The 15,315-nt window shown below is 73.1% G+C and carries 13 protein-coding genes; 7 read left to right on the top strand and 6 right to left on the bottom strand.

Annotation, left to right across the window (positions count from 1 at the left end; genetic code table 11):
- Nucleotides 1-751: 751 nt before the first annotated feature.
- Together EEJ42_RS42220 and EEJ42_RS42215 are read right to left on the bottom strand one after the other, a co-directional pair.
- The gene (locus EEJ42_RS42220; protein WP_123107438.1) at nt 752-2,395 is read right to left on the bottom strand and encodes an amidohydrolase; all 1,644 of its coding nucleotides are present in this window, start codon (nt 2,393-2,395) and stop codon (nt 752-754) included.
- Between the two features lie 82 nt (nt 2,396-2,477).
- Nucleotides 2,478-2,918, bottom strand: a complete 441-nt coding sequence (locus EEJ42_RS42215) for an Lrp/AsnC family transcriptional regulator (RefSeq protein ID WP_009713557.1) — start codon at nt 2,916-2,918, stop codon at nt 2,478-2,480.
- Between the two features lie 216 nt (nt 2,919-3,134).
- Between EEJ42_RS42215 and EEJ42_RS42210 the strand changes: the two genes are divergently transcribed.
- Nucleotides 3,135-3,509 (top strand): hypothetical protein, encoded by a 375-nt coding sequence (locus EEJ42_RS42210; protein ID WP_123107437.1) that lies wholly within the window; start codon nt 3,135-3,137, stop codon nt 3,507-3,509.
- A 101-nt stretch (nt 3,510-3,610) separates the two neighbouring features.
- Here the strand turns inward: EEJ42_RS42210 and EEJ42_RS42205 are convergent, their stop codons facing one another.
- On the bottom strand, nt 3,611-4,783 hold the full coding sequence (locus EEJ42_RS42205) for an acyl-CoA dehydrogenase family protein (protein ID WP_123107436.1): 1,173 nt from the start codon (nt 4,781-4,783) through the stop codon (nt 3,611-3,613).
- Between the two features lie 351 nt (nt 4,784-5,134).
- Between EEJ42_RS42205 and EEJ42_RS42200 the strand changes: the two genes are divergently transcribed.
- The 5 genes from EEJ42_RS42200 to EEJ42_RS42185 all read left to right on the top strand — a co-directional run bounded on the left by EEJ42_RS42200 (nt 5,135) and on the right by EEJ42_RS42185 (nt 10,193).
- Complete coding sequence (locus EEJ42_RS42200) at nt 5,135-6,388, top strand: glycoside hydrolase family 18 protein (RefSeq protein WP_123107435.1); 1,254 nt, start codon at nt 5,135-5,137, stop codon at nt 6,386-6,388.
- A 283-nt stretch (nt 6,389-6,671) separates the two neighbouring features.
- Entirely contained in the window at nt 6,672-6,827 is a 156-nt protein-coding gene (locus tag EEJ42_RS51475) for a hypothetical protein (protein WP_179933135.1), read from the top strand.
- Between the two features lie 43 nt (nt 6,828-6,870).
- Nucleotides 6,871-8,208 carry a helix-turn-helix domain-containing protein gene (locus tag EEJ42_RS42195; RefSeq protein ID WP_246097716.1) on the top strand — a complete coding sequence of 446 codons (1,338 nt, stop codon included), beginning with the start codon at nt 6,871-6,873 and terminating at the stop codon, nt 8,206-8,208.
- Between the two features lie 67 nt (nt 8,209-8,275).
- Nucleotides 8,276-9,799, top strand: a complete 1,524-nt coding sequence (adh, locus tag EEJ42_RS42190; protein WP_123107434.1) for an aldehyde dehydrogenase — start codon at nt 8,276-8,278, stop codon at nt 9,797-9,799.
- Nucleotides 9,800-9,830: 31 nt separating this feature from the next.
- Nucleotides 9,831-10,193 carry a DUF779 domain-containing protein gene (locus tag EEJ42_RS42185; RefSeq protein WP_123107433.1) on the top strand — a complete coding sequence of 121 codons (363 nt, stop codon included), beginning with the start codon at nt 9,831-9,833 and terminating at the stop codon, nt 10,191-10,193.
- Between the two features lie 73 nt (nt 10,194-10,266).
- Here EEJ42_RS42185 and EEJ42_RS42180 read toward each other — a convergent pair whose 3' ends face one another.
- The 3 genes from EEJ42_RS42180 to EEJ42_RS42170 all read right to left on the bottom strand — a co-directional run bounded on the left by EEJ42_RS42180 (nt 10,267) and on the right by EEJ42_RS42170 (nt 13,800).
- Nucleotides 10,267-12,447, bottom strand: a complete 2,181-nt coding sequence (locus EEJ42_RS42180) for a putative bifunctional diguanylate cyclase/phosphodiesterase (RefSeq protein ID WP_246097715.1) — start codon at nt 12,445-12,447, stop codon at nt 10,267-10,269.
- Between the two features lie 369 nt (nt 12,448-12,816).
- The gene (locus EEJ42_RS42175; RefSeq protein WP_342778406.1) at nt 12,817-13,455 is read right to left on the bottom strand and encodes an Hsp20/alpha crystallin family protein; all 639 of its coding nucleotides are present in this window, start codon (nt 13,453-13,455) and stop codon (nt 12,817-12,819) included.
- Between the two features lie 81 nt (nt 13,456-13,536).
- Nucleotides 13,537-13,800 carry a UBP-type zinc finger domain-containing protein gene (locus EEJ42_RS42170; protein ID WP_123107431.1) on the bottom strand — a complete coding sequence of 88 codons (264 nt, stop codon included), beginning with the start codon at nt 13,798-13,800 and terminating at the stop codon, nt 13,537-13,539.
- 267 nt (nt 13,801-14,067) lie between these two features.
- Between EEJ42_RS42170 and EEJ42_RS42165 the strand changes: the two genes are divergently transcribed.
- Nucleotides 14,068-15,315: transcriptional regulator (locus tag EEJ42_RS42165; protein ID WP_123107430.1), on the top strand; the 1,248-nt coding region annotated here is incomplete at its 3' end.

The raw sequence follows: 15,315 nt of genomic DNA, 5'->3' as shown, positions 1-15,315 counted from the left end.
GCCCCCGCCGGGGGGCGTGGACGCCTCCGCCGCGGCGTCGCCCCGGTCGCCCGTACGGGGCGCGTCCGCGGGCGTCCGCGGCCCGTCCGGTCGTTCTTCGGCCGGGCCGGACGAGGCGGCTTCGGCGGTGGTGTCGGAACCCGAGGGCACGGTGCGGCCTTCCTGCCAATCAAGCTGTGGTGAGGTTGACCGTATAACGCGGGCGCGCGGCTGTGTCCCCGAGGTGGGGAACGCAGGGAAGGAAGACCGGGGTTCCCTGTTCCGACCTGTGCGGACCTGTCGAGATCGGGTTCCTGGATGCGGCGGAGTTTCGGCGGATGCCGCCCCCTCGCGGGGGGGGCGGTCCGCCGTGTGCGTGCGGATGGGGGCCCGACGCCCTTCGGGCCGGCCTGGGACCCGCTGGCTGCGGGTCGACCGAGAGCCGTTGTCTACTGAGCGTCCGGGCCCCTCCCGGGTCGCACCTGCCGACCCGGCGACCCTTCCTCGCCCCCGTGCGCTGGACCTGGCTCCCAGTGGTGACGGCCTGGGCGGCGCGTCTCCCTCTGGCCCAGCGGCGTTCGACGACTGCGTGAAGATTCCCCGGTCGGGTGTCCAGTGGTGGACGGGGCCGAACCTACCGGCCACCGACCGGACCCTGTCAACAGTCGCATGACCTGCGCCGTTTCCTCAAATGACCAGGTCAGTACGGACAATGTTCAGCCGCTGCGACAGGCCGGTGGGACATCGTTCGGCGGTACGCGAACGCGCCGCGTCACTCGTCCGGACGGCTGTGCACGGTGCGTCCGCCCACCACCGTGCGCACGCACACGGGCAGTTGGCCGCCGGGAGTGAGGTCGGGCAGCCCGGGCGTGCCGGAGCGCGGATCGGTCGACCAGCCCGCCACCCGCGTGTCGGGGACCTGGACGACGAGTTCGCCGGTCCGCCACACCGCGTAGTCGGCGGGCGCGCCGGGCACGAGGACGCCCGCGTCGTCCCGACCGATGGCCCGCCAGCCGCCGCGGGTGTGGGCGGTGAAGGCGGCGCGGGCGGAGACGCGGTGCTCGGGGGTGCGGTGGAAGGCGGCGGCGCGCACGGTGCCCCACGGGTCCAGCGGGGTGACGGGGCTGTCGGAGCCGAGCGCGAGGGGCACCCCGGCCCGCAGCAGCGCCGCGTACGGGTTGAGGGTGCGGGCCCGCTCGGGGCCGAGCCGCTGGGCGTACATGCCCTCCTCGCCGCCCCAGGCGGCGTCGAAGGCGGGCTGGACGGAGGCGGTGAGGCCGAGGTCGGCGAAGGCGGCGATGGTCTCGGGGGTGAGCATCTCGGCGTGCTCGACGCGGTGCCGGGCGGCGCGGATCCGGGCGAGGCCGACCTGGTCGGCGGCGGCCCGTACGCCCTCGACGACGGCGGAGACGGCGGCGTCGCCGATGGCGTGGAACCCGGCCTGGACGCCGCCCTCGGTGCAGACGGCGACATGGGTGGCGACGGCGGCCGCGTCCAGGTAGGCGGTGCCGCTGTGCGGGGCGTCGGCGTACGGCGCGTGGAGGCAGGCGGTGTGGGAGCCGAGGGAGCCGTCCACGAAGAGGTCTCCGGCGGCCCCGGCGGCGCCCAGCGCCCGTACCTTCTCCAGGTCGGCGGCGCTCGTCACGGCCTCGGCCCAGTAGCCGTGGACCCGGGGGCCGGGCTCCTCGGCGGCGAGCCGCAGCAGCCCGGTGAGGTCGTCCTCGCCGGAGATGCCGGGGCCCGCGCATTCGTGGACCGAGCCGATGCCCATCGAGGCGGCGTGGGCGAGGGCGGCGCGCTGGGCGTCCTCGCGCTGCCGCGCCGTCACGCTCGCGTACGCGGCGGCGCGTACGGCGTGGTGGGCGTCGGCGGTGAGCGGCGCGTCGGGGTGGTAGCCGGTGCGTCCGGTGATGTCCGGGACGCGGTCGAGCAGCGCCGTGGTGACCACGGCGGAGTGCACGTCGGCCCGGCTGAGGTAGAGGGGCCGGCCGCCGGTGGCCCCATCCAGTTCGGCGCGGGAGGGCGGGCGGCCATCGGGCCAGCCGCTGGCGTCCCAGCCATGGCCGAGAAGCACCGGGTCGGCGGGGTGGGCGGCGGCGTGCGCACGCACCCGCTCCAGGGCGTCGGCGAGGGTGGGGACGCCCGTCAGATCGAGGCCGGTGAGGGCGAGCCCGGTGGCGGTGGTGTGCACATGCGCATCGGTGAACGCGGGGGTCACCAGCGCCCCGTCCAGCCGCACCACCTCGTCCACGCCGTCGGCGAAGCCGTCCGCGGCGCCCTCGGAGCCGACCCAGGCGATGGTGTCGCCCTCGATGACCATCGCGGTCGCGAACGGGTCGGCGGGGCTGTGCACCTCGCCCCCGCGCAGCAGGACGGTACGGCCTTCGTCGGCCTGGACGGGGGTCGGGTCGTTCACGGCGGGCTGCCTCGCGGGGTCGGTTTTCGGACGTTTCCGGGCACGGGGGATCACACGTCCGGCCGGGCCCGTACGGAGTCGGTCAGACGCGCGGCGGGCGCGCCTCGTACGGAGTGGACAGGACGACGGTGGTGCGGGTGGAGACCCCGGCCAGCGAGCGGATCCGGCTGAGCAGGTGCTCCAGCTCCAGCGGCGTGGCGACCCGTACCTTGAGGATGTAGTTCTCGTCGCCCGCGACGCTGTGGCACGCCTCGATCTCCGGCACCTCGGCGAGCCGGTCGGAGATGTCGTCCGGCGCGCTGGGGTCGAAGGGTTTCACCGAGATGAAGGCGGTCAGGGGCAGCCCCACGGCCTCCGGGTCCACGACGGCCGCGTAACCGCGGATGACACCCCGCTGTTCGAGGCGACGGACCCGCTGATGCACGGCCGATGTGGACAGGCCGGTGGCCTTGCCCAGGTCCGTGTAGCTCATCCGCCCGTCCTTGACGAGCAGCTCCACGATTTGTCTGTCCAACTCCTCCACAGCCGATCACCTTATGTGGTCGGAGGCGTCCGGGCACAGCGGGCGCACCCGTTTACCCGGTGCGGCGCGACGCATCTGCACGGGGCATGTGACGAACACCACATCTCCTCATGGGTGTCCTATGAGATGCGGCGATTACCTATGCGGCGGCAAGGGAAATGCTTGCTGTGGTCGAGGCCGACGCGCCTGGCCAGCCCACCCGAGGGGGAAAATCTCATGCCGCATGTTGAGCGCCTCGACGAAGGCGACGTCGAATCCTACGAGACCTACGAGATGTTCCGGGTCATCTGCCCGGACTGCGCGCAGCCCATCGCCCTGCTCGCGGACGAGGACGTCCTTCCGGAGCACGCGCTGTGCCCGTCTCCGTGGAACCCGTTCGGGCTGACGGTGTGTGCCGGTACCGGGCGCGGGGTGGCGGAGGCCGCCGCCGCGGACGCCTCGCTCGACGCACTCGAGCAGGACGCGGCGCTGCTGCTGACGCTTCCGGAGGGCCTGGACTGGCGGAAGCAGCCCTTCTCGCACATCGGCGGCCCGGGCTCGCGCCCGATCAGGACGCCGATGACGCCGCGCCACGCCGCGTCCCGCTCGTAAACACCGTCACGCCTCGCAGGACACGCGAACACGGCGGGGGCCCGGCGCTGCCGCGCCCCCTGACCGCTCCGTAACGGCAATCCGCGTGCGGCGAACGCCGCCTACCGGCTTTCCGGACCCGCGACGCTGCGCGCGATGACCACGCGCTGGATCTGGTTGGTGCCCTCCACGATCTGGAGGACCTTGGCCTCGCGCATATAGCGCTCGACCGGGAAGTCCGCCGTGTAGCCGTAGCCGCCGAACAGCTGAACCGCGTCGGTCGTGACGCGCATCGCGGTGTCGGTGCAGAACAGCTTGGCCATGGCCGCCTGCTTGGAGAACGGCCGGCCCGCGTCCCGCAGCCGGGCGGCGGCCAGGTAGAGGGCGCGCCCGGCCTCGATCTGGGTGGCCATGTCGGCCAGCATGAACCGCAGCCCCTGGAAGTCGGCTATCGGGCGACCGAACTGCCGCCGCTGCGCGGTGTACGCCAGCGCCTCGTCCAGGGCCGCCTGCGCGAGGCCGATCGCGCAGGCCGCGATGCCCAGGCGGCCCGCGTCGAGGGCGGACAGGGCGATGGCGAAGCCCTGACCCTCCTCGCCGATGCGGCGGGTGTCGGGGATCCGGACCCGGTCGAGGTGGATCTGCGCGGTGGGCGACCCGTTCATGCCCATCTTGCGCTCGGGGGCGGCGGCGGAGAGCCCGGGGGCGTCACCGGGCACCAGGAACGCGCTGATGCCCCGGGTGCGCTCGGGGCCCGTGCGGGCGAGGACGGTGTAGAAGTCCGCGATGCCGCCGTGGGTGATCCACGCCTTGCCGCCCTCCAGCGTCCAGGTGTCGCCCTCCCGGGTGGCCCGGGTGGTGAGGGCGGCGGCATCGGAGCCGGAGGAGGGCTCGGAGAGGCAGTACGCCCCGAGCAGCCCGCCGCCCAGCATCGCCGGAAGGTGCTCGGCCAGCTGCTCCTTGCTGCCGTACCCGGCGAGACCGTGGCAGGACAGGGTGTGGACGCTGACGCCGAGGCCGACGGTGAGGCGGGCCGCGGCCAGCTCCTCCAGGACCTGGAGGTAGACCTCGTACGGCTGGTCTCCGCCGCCGAACTCCTCGGAGTACACCAGCCCCAGCAGCCCCGATTCGGACAGCAGGGTGAACAGTTCGCGGGGGAAGTGCCCGGCGGCCTCCTCCTCGGCGGCGCGGGGACGGATCTCCCGCTCGGTCAGCTCGCGGACGAGCGAGATCAGGTCGCGGGCTTCCTCAGTGGGCAGTTCGCGTTCCACCGGCTGCGGACCGTGGTCGGTCATGGCGGCGCTCTCCTCTCCCTGTAGGGCTCGGCGGCGGCATACGCGCCCGGTGTGGGGCGGCGCCGCCCGTGTCCTGCCGTCGAGCCGGCCCTCCCGTCGGATCACGAACGGGTGATGACCTGCACCGTGGCGGTTGGAGTATGCCCGATCGCAGGGCCCGCGTCACCGGTGTATCGATCTTCAACAAAGTTCGTCCGTCCGGGTGTTGCCCGGACCGGATTGGCCCAGACCATTGACCCCACTGGTCTAGTCCTTCTACCGTTCTCCCACCCTGCCCTGCGCGTGCATGTCAATATCGGGTCAGGTCGTCGGGCACTTCATCTCCCCTCACCCCCCCACCGAGGAGAATCCATGCTCAGACCACGCGGACTACGCGCCGCACTCGCGGCCCTCTCGACGGCGGTGCTGACCGCCACCCTGCTCGCGGGCGCGGCGACGGCCAGCCCCGGCGCCGCCCCGGCGGCGGACTCCCCCACCAGCGCCGAGGCTCCGCGGGCGGCCGGCAACAAGGTGGTCGGCTACTTCACCGAATGGGGCATCTACCAGCGGAACTACCACGTCAAGAACGTGGAGACCTCCGGGTCCGCCGCCAAGCTCACCCACATCAACTATGCCTTCGGCAACGTCACCGGCGGCAAATGCGCGATAGGTGACGCCTACGCCGACTACGACAAGGCGTACGACGCGGCGAGCAGCGTCGACGGCAAGGCCGACACCTGGGACGCGGGCGCCCTGCGCGGCAACTTCAACCAGCTGCGCAAGCTCAAGAAGCTGCACCCGAACCTCAAGGTCCTGTGGTCCTTCGGCGGCTGGACCTGGTCGTCCGGGTTCGGCGAGGCGGCCAAGAACCCCGCGGCGTTCGCCGAGTCCTGTTACAACCTGGTCGAGGACTCCCGCTGGGCGGACGTCTTCGACGGCATCGACATCGACTGGGAGTACCCCAACACCTGCGGCAACACCTGCGACACCAGCGGCCGGGCCGCGTTCAAGAACGTGATGGCCGCGATGCGCGCCAAGTTCGGCCAGAACAACCTGGTCACCGCCGCGATCACGGCCGACGCCTCCTCCGGCGGCAAGATCGACGCCGCCGACTACGCGGGCGCCGCGCAATACGTGGACTGGTACAACCCCATGACGTACGACTTCTTCGGCGCCTGGGCGGCCCAGGGCCCGACCGCCCCGCACTCGCCGCTGACCTCCTACAGCGGCCTGCCCCAGCAGGGCTTCTACAGCGACGCCGCGATCCAGAAGCTCAAGGGGCTCGGCGTCCCGGCCTCGAAGCTGCTGCTCGGCGTCGGCTTCTACGGACGCGGCTGGAGCGGCGTCAGCCAGGCCGCCCCCGGCGGCACCGCGACCGGCGCCGCGCCGGGGACGTACGAGGCGGGCATCGAGGACTACAAGGTGCTCAAGAGCAAGTGCCCGGCCACCGGCACGATCGCCGGAACGGCGTACGCGCACTGCGGCAACCAGTGGTGGAGCTACGACACCCCCGCCACCATCGCCGGGAAGATGACCTACAAGCAGCAGCAGGGCCTCGGCGGCACCTTCTTCTGGGAGCTGAGCGGCGACACCACCAGCGGAGAGCTGATCAAGGCCATCAGCTGAGGCCGTCAATGAGGCCGTCAACCGACGCAGGCGATCAGCCGGCGGAGCCGGGAGCCAGGGGGCTCCCGGCTCCTTCGTACCCGCCAGTAGCCCCGCGCGCAAGCGCCTCACGCACATGCCGCACGCATGCGCCGAAAACCCGCGCTCCGATGAACCGATCCGGCACCGGAGCCGTATCGCAACGCGGCTTGTTCTGACTATTGCGGGGCAACCGCCTCACAAGGAAATCTGAGCGCTGGGGTGGCCCTGACCGGCCCGTTGCGCATGAACCAAAGGATCGATCATGAGTTCCGAGCAGTGCCCGAGCTGTGGCGGCCAACTCGCCGTCAACCAGGACGGGTGGAAGATCTGCCACTCCTGCGGCTACGCCTCACCGCCCGGCTTCGCACCCGCCCCCGCGCCCGGCGGCTGCGCCGTCCCCGCCGCCCCTCCCACCTGACCCTCCGACCCACCCGACCATCCGTACCGTTGAGCGAGGCCCCGTGGTCAATCCCTGGCTGGCGATGGCGTCCGGCACCGATCCGGCGGAGCGCACCCGTGCGGTGCGCCGCGCGCACGAGGCGTTCCTGACGGAGGGGGCCGTGGGCCCGGCCGTCCGCCCGGTGGTGGCGGACTCCTGGCGGCGCTCCGTCGACGCCCGGGTGGCGCAGGAGTGCGTGGCGCCGATCGATCTGGCGGACGACGCGCTGGAGGCGTACCGGGCCGACCATCCGCTGGCCGGGGTGATGCCCCTCTTCCGCGAGCTGCTCGGGAGCATCGCGCACGACGGCGCCCATCTCCTCGCGGTCTGCGACGACCTCGGCCGCATGCTGTGGGTGGAGGGGCACACGGGGATGCGCCACCGGGCCGAGCGGATGAACTTCGTGGCCGGGGCGCGCTGGGACGAGCGCCACGCCGGGACCAACGCCCCCGGTACCGCGCTCACGCTCGACCACGCGGTGCAGATTTTCGCCACGGAGCACTTCAACCGCAGCGTGCAACCGTGGACCTGCGCCGCGGCCCCCATCCACGACCCGCACTCCGGGCGGCTGCTGGGCGCGGTGGACCTCACCGGCGGCGACCATCTGGCCGCCCCGCACAGCCTCGCCCTGGTCCAGGCGACCGCCCGCGCCGCCGAGGCGCAGCTCGCCGCCATGGCGCCCCCGGCCCGCGGACCGCGCGTCGCGCTGACGGCGCTGGGCCGCGACGAGGCGCTGCTCGTCACCGACGAGCGGCGGCTGCGGCTCGGGCGGCGGCACAGCGAGATCATGGTGCTGCTCGCGGGCCATCCGGAGGGCCTCAGCGGCGACCGGCTGGCGCTGGAGCTGTACGGGCCGCGGGCCGACCACCGGTCGCCCGTGACGCTGCGCGCCGAGATGTCCCGGCTGCGCCGGCTGGTGGGTCCGCTGCTGGGCTCGCGTCCGTACCGGCTGTGCGCGCCGGTGCGGACCGATGTGAGCGTGGCGGCCGGGGAGTTGGCGGCCGGTGAGGTGGCCACGGCCCTGCGGGCGTATCCGGGGCCGCTGCTGCCGATGTCGGAGGCGCCCGGGGTGTGCCGGATGCGGCGGGACCTGGAGGACGGGCTGCGGCGGGCCGTGCTGTCCGGCGGTGACCCGGAGCTGCTGCGGCGCTGGGCGCAGACGCCGTGGGGCGAGGACGACCTGGAGGTGGCGGAGGCGCTGCTGGCCGCCCATCCGCCGCACTCCCCCGCCCGGGCGGCCCCGGCGGCGCGGGTGCGGCGGCTGCGCGAGGTGTACGGACTGGCGGGCACCGCCCGGGAGGACGGCCCGCGGGAGGACGACCACGGGGACGCAACGTTGCTGCAACGTTGCCACGTCTAGCCTCCCCACATCTCCGCCCGTCCCGTGGCGGGCGGAGCCCGCAGGCACAACAGGGAGGGCCGCCCCCATGACGCGTTACGCAAACCCCGGCTCCGAGGGATCGGTTGTCAGCTACCAGCCGCGCTACGACCACTGGATCGGCGGGGAGTACGTACCGCCCGCCAAGGGGCGCTACTTCGAGAACCCGACCCCGGTCAACGGGCAGCCGTTCACCGAGATCGCCCGGGGCACCGCCGAGGACGTCGAACGCGCCCTGGACGCCGCGCACGCGGCCGCGCCCGCCTGGGGCCGCACCGCGCCCGCCGAGCGCGCCGCGGTGCTGCTGAGGATCGCGGACCGCATGGAGCAGCACCTCGAAGAGCTGGCCGTCGCGGAGAGCTGGGAGAACGGCAAGCCGGTACGGGAGACCCTGGCCGCCGACATCCCGCTGGCCATCGACCACTTCCGCTACTTCGCGGGGGCGATGCGCGCCCAGGAGGGCAGCCTCTCCGAGATCGACGACGACACGGTCGCCTACCACTTCCACGAGCCCCTGGGCGTGGTCGCCCAGATCATCCCGTGGAACTTCCCGATCCTGATGGCCGCCTGGAAGCTCGCCCCGGCGCTCGCCGCGGGCAACGCGGTGATCCTCAAGCCCGCCGAGCAGACGCCCGCCTCGATCCACGTCTGGATGAACCGGGTGGCCGACCTGCTGCCGCCCGGCGTCGTCAACATCGTCAACGGCTTCGGCGTGGAGGCCGGAAAGCCGCTGGCGTCCAGCCCGCGGGTGGCCAAGGTTGCCTTCACCGGCGAGACCACGACCGGCCGGCTGATCATGCAGTACGCGAGCGAGAACCTGATCCCGGTCACGCTGGAACTCGGTGGCAAGAGCCCGAACATCTTCTTCGACGACGTCTCGGCCGCCGACGACGACTTCCTCGACAAGGCCCTCGAGGGCTTCACCATGTTCGCCCTCAACCAGGGCGAGGTGTGCACGTGTCCGTCGCGCGCGCTGATCCAGGACGGCCACTACCAGGACTTCATGGACGCGGCCGTGGCCCGTACGGAGAAGATCGTCCAGGGCCATCCGCTGGACACGGACACCATGATGGGCGCGCAGGCGTCCAACGACCAGCTGGAGAAGATCCTCTCCTACCTCGACATCGGCAAGCAGGAGGGCGCCCGCGTCCTCACCGGCGGCACCCGCGCCGAGCTGGGCGGCGAGCTGGCGGGCGGCTACTACGTGCGGCCCACCATCTTCGAGGGCGGCAACCACATGCGCGTCTTCCAGGAGGAGATCTTCGGGCCGGTGGTGGCGGTGGCCCGGTTCGCGGAGTTCTCGGACGCGATCGAGATCGCCAACGACACGCTGTACGGGCTCGGCGCGGGCGTCTGGACCCGGAACGGCACGGCCGCGTACCGGGCCGGACGGGCGATCCAGGCGGGCCGGGTGTGGACGAACTGCTACCACGCCTACCCGGCGCACGCCGCCTTCGGCGGCTACAAGCAGTCGGGGATCGGGCGCGAGACCCACAAGATGATGCTGGACCACTACCAGCAGACGAAGAACCTGCTGGTGTCGTACTCGCCGAAGAAGCTGGGCTTCTTCTAGACCGGCGGGTGCCCCGAGGGACGGAGAGGTGATGACGGAGATCTCGCGCATCGCCCTGACCGACTCCGCGGCCGAACTGATCCGCCAGTTGACCGCGGAGCACGGACCGCTGATGTTCCACCAGTCGGGCGGCTGCTGCGACGGCAGCGCGCCCATGTGCTACCCGCTGGGCGAGTTCCGCACGGGCGCGTCCGATGTGCTGCTCGGCGAGCTGGCGGTGGACGGGGTCGAGAAGCCGGTGGGCTTCTGGATGTCCGCGTCGCAGTTCGAGCGGTGGCGGCACACGCATCTGACCGTGGACGTGGTGCCGGGGCGCGGCAGCGGCTTCTCGCTGGAGGCGCCGGAGGGCGTGCGCTTCCTGATCCGCTCCCGGCTGCTGGACGCGCCGGAGTAGCGGCACGGGCGGGCCGGGCGACCGGCCCGCCCGTACAGGAGCGCGTACGGCGTGCCCAGGTGGCGTACGGCGCTCAGCTGGCGTCGGCCAGCGCCAGGGTGTGCAGTCGCTCCGGGGGGCCGGGGCGGGCGTAGTACCAGCCCTGGGCGGTGTCGCAGCCCAGCATCCGCAGGTGCTCGGCCTGCACCGCCGTCTCGACGCCCTCCACCGTGACCGCCAGGTCGAGCGTGTGGGCCAGCGAGACGATGCCCTCCACGATCTTGACGTCGACGGGGTCGGCCGGGGCGCGCTGCATGCCGCGGGTGAAGGAGCGGTCCAGCTTGAGCGTGCTGACCGGGAGGCGGCGCAGGTACGAGAGGTTGGAGTAGCCGGTGCCGAAGTCGTCCAGGGCGATGTCCACGCCCAGGTCGGCGAGTTGCCGCAGCGGCCGCAGGGCGTCCTCGTCGGCGCCGATGAGGTCGTTCTCGGTGACCTCCAGGCACAGGGCGCTCGGGCACAGCCCGGCGTTCTCCAGGACCGCCACGGTGTCGGACACCAGCGTGGGGTGGCTCAGCTGACAGGGCGACAGGTTGACGTTGACCCGCAGCCGCTCGGCGTCGCCCTCGGGGGCGTCCTGCCAGGCGCGGGCCTGCCGGGCGGCCTGCTCCAGCACCCAGCGGCCGAGCGGCACGATCAGACCGGTGTCCTCGGCGAGCGGGATGAACTGGTCCGGGCCGAGCACCCCGTGCACCGGGTGCAGCCAGCGCACCAGCGCCTCGGCGCCGCGTACGGTGCCGTCGGCGAGCCGTACCAGCGGCTGGTACTCGATGAAGAACTCGCCGTTCTCCAGGGCCGACGGCAGCCCGTTGCTGAGGCTGTGACGGGCGATCACCCGGGCGTTGGAGTCGTCGTCGGCGAGTTCGTAGCGGTTGCCGCCCGCGGCCTTGGCCCGGTACATGGTGATGTCGGCGCTGCGCAGCACCTCGGCCCGGCCGATCTCCCCGGCCCGCCCGTCGACGACGCCGATGCTGGCCCGTACCCGCAGCTCGCGGCCCTCGACCTGGACGGGGTCGGCGAGCGCGGCGAGCATCCGGCGGGCCATCGCGGTGCCGTCCGCCTGCGCGGCGGGCCCGGTGACCAGCGCCAGGAACTCGTCGCCGCCGACCCGGGCGACCAGCTCGTGCGGGGACGTCACGCACCCCTGGAGCCGCTCCGCGACGGCCCGCAGCATCCGGTCCCCCGCCACGTGCCCGAGGCTGTCGTTGACGGCCTTGAAGCCGTCGAGGTCCAGGTAGCACACCCCGAAGCGCTGGGCGTCGGCCGCGGCGGCGAGCACCTGGTCGAGGCGTTCCAGCAACAGGGCGCGGTTGGGCAGCCCGGTCAGCTCGTCATGGGTGGCCTCGTAGCGCAGCCGCTCGCGCAGCAGCCGGTGCTCGGTGATGTCCTCGGCGAGCGCGAGCTGGTACTGGGGCGCGCCATGGGAATCGCGGAGCAGGGTGACGGTGAGATTGGTCCACAGCACGCTGCCGTCGTCGCGGTAGTGCGGCTTCTCGATGCGGAAGTGGTCGCGCTCGCCCGTCACCAGCTCGCGGTACAGCTCGTGGACGCCCGGGGCGTCGTCGGGGTGGACGAACTCGGTGACGTTGCGGCCGGGGCGGAAGAAGGAGGCACCGCCGAACATCCTGGCCATCGCGTCGTTGACGACGAGGACTTCGCCGTCGAGTCCGGCGATCCCCACGCCGATCACCGCGCCCTCGAACACGGCCTGGAACTTGGCCTCGCTCGCGTGCAGCGCCTTCTCGGCCTCGACGCGCGCGGTCAGGGCGGCGCGGGAGATGGCGTTCCGCTCGTCGCGCTCACGCTCGCGCAGCGCCCGGACGAAACCGGCGGCGAGCGCGTGCTGGAGCCGGGCGCAGCGGGCCCGTACGTCCTCGTCGCTCATCGGCCGGTCCGGCGGGGAGTAGAGCACCAGGTACGCGTCGATGATGCCGAGGATCGCGGGCAGCGCCTCGGGCTCGGTGCACTGGGCGTCCACCAGCGCGGCGCCCACCTCGTAGGCGTCGGCGGTGTCGAAGGGGTCGGTGCGCAGGGCCTCGCTCAGCCGGTGGGCCAGCGGCAGCAGATAGTCCTCGAACTCGTCGAGGGTCATGGTGGTGGCCGCCATCGGGTGGACGGCCCGGCTCCAGATCGCCGCGAACCGCCGCAGCCTCTCGTGGTCCGCCTCGGCGTTCCCGGCGCCGTCCCGACGTCTCGGCCCGCCCGGCGTCGAGGTCATATCGCACGCCTCGCCGGGGGGACGCCGCCTGGGGCTGGTTCGTCCTCGCCTGTGGCGTCGATGTCCGCGCCTGTGGCGTAGATGCCCGCCGGCCGCCAGGTGGCTTTCACGTCCCGCACTTCCTTCGCCCTCTTCCGGCTTCCGGGGCCGCCCTCGGGGTCGTCCGCGTCCTCGGGGCAGTGGAGCACGACGAAGAGCGGCAGGGCAACCCGCTGCTGAGGCGAGATTACTGATCAACCGTTGGCTGAGGAAAGGAGAAATGGACATTGGCCATCCGGATGTACCCGCGGAGAGGGGAGAAGCCGGGAGAAGCCGGGCATCGGTCGGCGGCGCCCGGGTGGGGCGCCGCCGTGGAGAGGGTTTTCGGGTTCAGCGGTTGCGGCCGCGGAACCCCCAGCCGGATGAGCGGGTCTCATCGGCCTCTTGGGCACCTTGAGTTCCTTGGGCCCCTTGAGCACCCTGAGTCTCTTGGGCTTCGGTGGTCCCTTCGGTCACGCGCGTCCTTCCGGCTTCGGCCTGTTGCCCGCTGCCGATCTCCCCGCTCTCGGTGATCTCGACATGACGGGGTTTCACGGCCTCCGCCTTCGGGACGGTGATGGTGAGCACACCGTCGGCCATCCCGGCCGTGACGGCCTCGGTGTTGACCTCGGCGGGCAGCAGCATCCGGTACTCGAAGCGCCCGGTGCGACGGGTGCTCCGGCGCAGCACGCCCTCGCGTTCGCGTTCCCCGATCTCGCCGGAGACGGTCAGCTCCTGGCCGCTCACCTCCACGTCCACGTCGGCGCGCCGGACGCCGGGGAGGTCCACTTCGACCCGGTAGGCGTCGTCGGCCTCGGTGACGTCGGCGGCGGGCGCCCACGCGGTGAGGGCGGGCGGGGCGGCGCCGACGGTGGATTCGAGGAGTCCGCCCATCTGGCTGAGCAGATCGTCGAATTCCGCCAGGGGGTTGCGGCTCCAGCCCCGGGGGCGTTCGAGGGGGCCTGCGCCCCGGTGTCGTCGGACGGGCATGCTCATCGTCCTTCACCTCCGTGTCCGTGTTTCTGGTGGTTTCGTGGTTCCGGTGGTTCCGTGGCGGTGGTTGCCGCCAGGTCAGACCAGGGCCTCGTGGACGTAGCACCACCGCCATTCCTCGCCCTCCTCCAGGGGCTCGACGATGGGATGGCTCGCCGCCGCGGCATGGGCGCGGGCGTGCTTGAGCGGGGAGGAGTCGCAGCAGCCGACGTGTCCGCAGGTCAGGCAGAGCCGCAGATGCACCCAGGGCGACCCGAGGCGCAGACACTCCTCGCACCCCTGCGGGGTGTGCGGGGTGACCGGGCGCACCATGGACAGATGGGGGTCGGGCTCGATGGCCATGGCGTTCACCCTCCTTGCCGTAACGGGCGACCGGACGTGCGCACCGCCGCCGGTGGCCCGGCCCATCGGGTCATTGGCCGCACCATTGGCGGGGCGGAGGCCCACGCCGTCAGGGTGACAAGGGCGGACTGTGATGTGCCTGCGTCCCCGAGGTCGAAATTACGCCCCTGAATTCGCCCTCTTGCGGTGATTCGCCTGGATGGGGGTACTCCGGCACGGAGTGAGGTGCCGAGGAGGCAGAGCGCCGAGGACGCCCGGAGTGACCGCATGGCCCCATCAGGTGTCGCCGATGAGCTGATGCTGCGCTGTCTGACCATGTTCGACAGCCGGGACGAGACGGAGATACTGCGCCGGGCGATGGCCCAGGTCAGTACCGTCGGCCCGGGCCGCGCCGAGGCGGGCTATCTGCTGCTCGGCGACGGCCTGGTGCGCTGTCCGGACGACGGCTTCCGGGCGACCGCGGCCCTGGACGCGCAGGTCAGGGAGCTGGCGGGCCGGGACGGTCCGGTGCGCTTCCCCCGGCGGGCCTGGGGGTGGGCGTTCGCCCTGCGCGAGCCGGACGGGCTGGGGGCGCCGGATGTGCGCCGGGCTCCGGACGGGGCGTGCGTTGACGGGCCGCGCGTTTCTCATGGGTCGGGGCCGCCGGACGGGCTGCGGGGCGCGCTGGTGGTCAGTTCCCGGGACCGGCCGGGCGAGGACGAGCGGTTCCTGCTCTCCCTCCTGGTCCACCAGACCTCCGCGGCGCTGTCCATCGCCGCCGCCCACCGCCGCGAGCGCGCCCAGGCCGCCGAGCTGCGCCGGGCCCGGGGCGAGCGGGAGGCGATCCGGCGGCGGCTGGACCGCTCCCTCTCCGACCTGGGCCATCTGCATGAGGTGCACGACGCCCTCGCCCGGGCCGCCGCCCGCGGCGACCGCGAGGCGGGGATCGCCCGGGCGCTGCACCGCGTCACCGGGCTGGCCGCCGCGGTCGAGGACCGGTTCGGCAACCTGCGGGCCTGGGCGGGCCCCGGGCGCCCCGATCCGTACCCGAAGCCCGATCCGGCGCAGCGCGAGGAGCTGCTGCGCGACGCCGCCCGCCGGTCCCGCCCGGCCCGGGTGCGGGACCGGCTGGTCGCGGTCGCCGCGCCGCGGGGCGAGCTGCTGGGCGCGCTGTGCCTGGTGGACCCCGAGGGCCGGGCCGACGAGCGGGCCGTACGCGCCCTGGACCACGCGGCGTCCGCGCTCGCCCTGGAGCTGGCGCATCTGCGGGAGCTGGCCGAGCTGGAGCTGCGGCTGCGGCGCGAGCTGGTGGACGACCTGCTCACGGGCGCGGACGACACCAGCGCCTACGCCCGCGCCGAGGCGGTCGGCCACGATCTGCACGGCCCGCACCACGTGGTCGCCGTGCGCTGGGCGGACGGACCGGCGGACGACGGGTTCCTGCGCGCCGTCGGCCGGGCGGCCGCGGGGCTGGGGCTGCGGGTGCTGCCGACCCGCCGCTCCGGTGCGGCGGTGCTGGTGGCGCGGGGCCGTCCG

The organism is Streptomyces botrytidirepellens, assembly GCF_003721215.1.
GTDB lineage: Bacteria > Actinomycetota > Actinomycetes > Streptomycetales > Streptomycetaceae > Streptomyces > Streptomyces himastatinicus.
The sequence above is the reverse complement of the archived record's forward strand: the minus strand, read 5'-3'. Positions and strand labels throughout refer to the sequence as shown.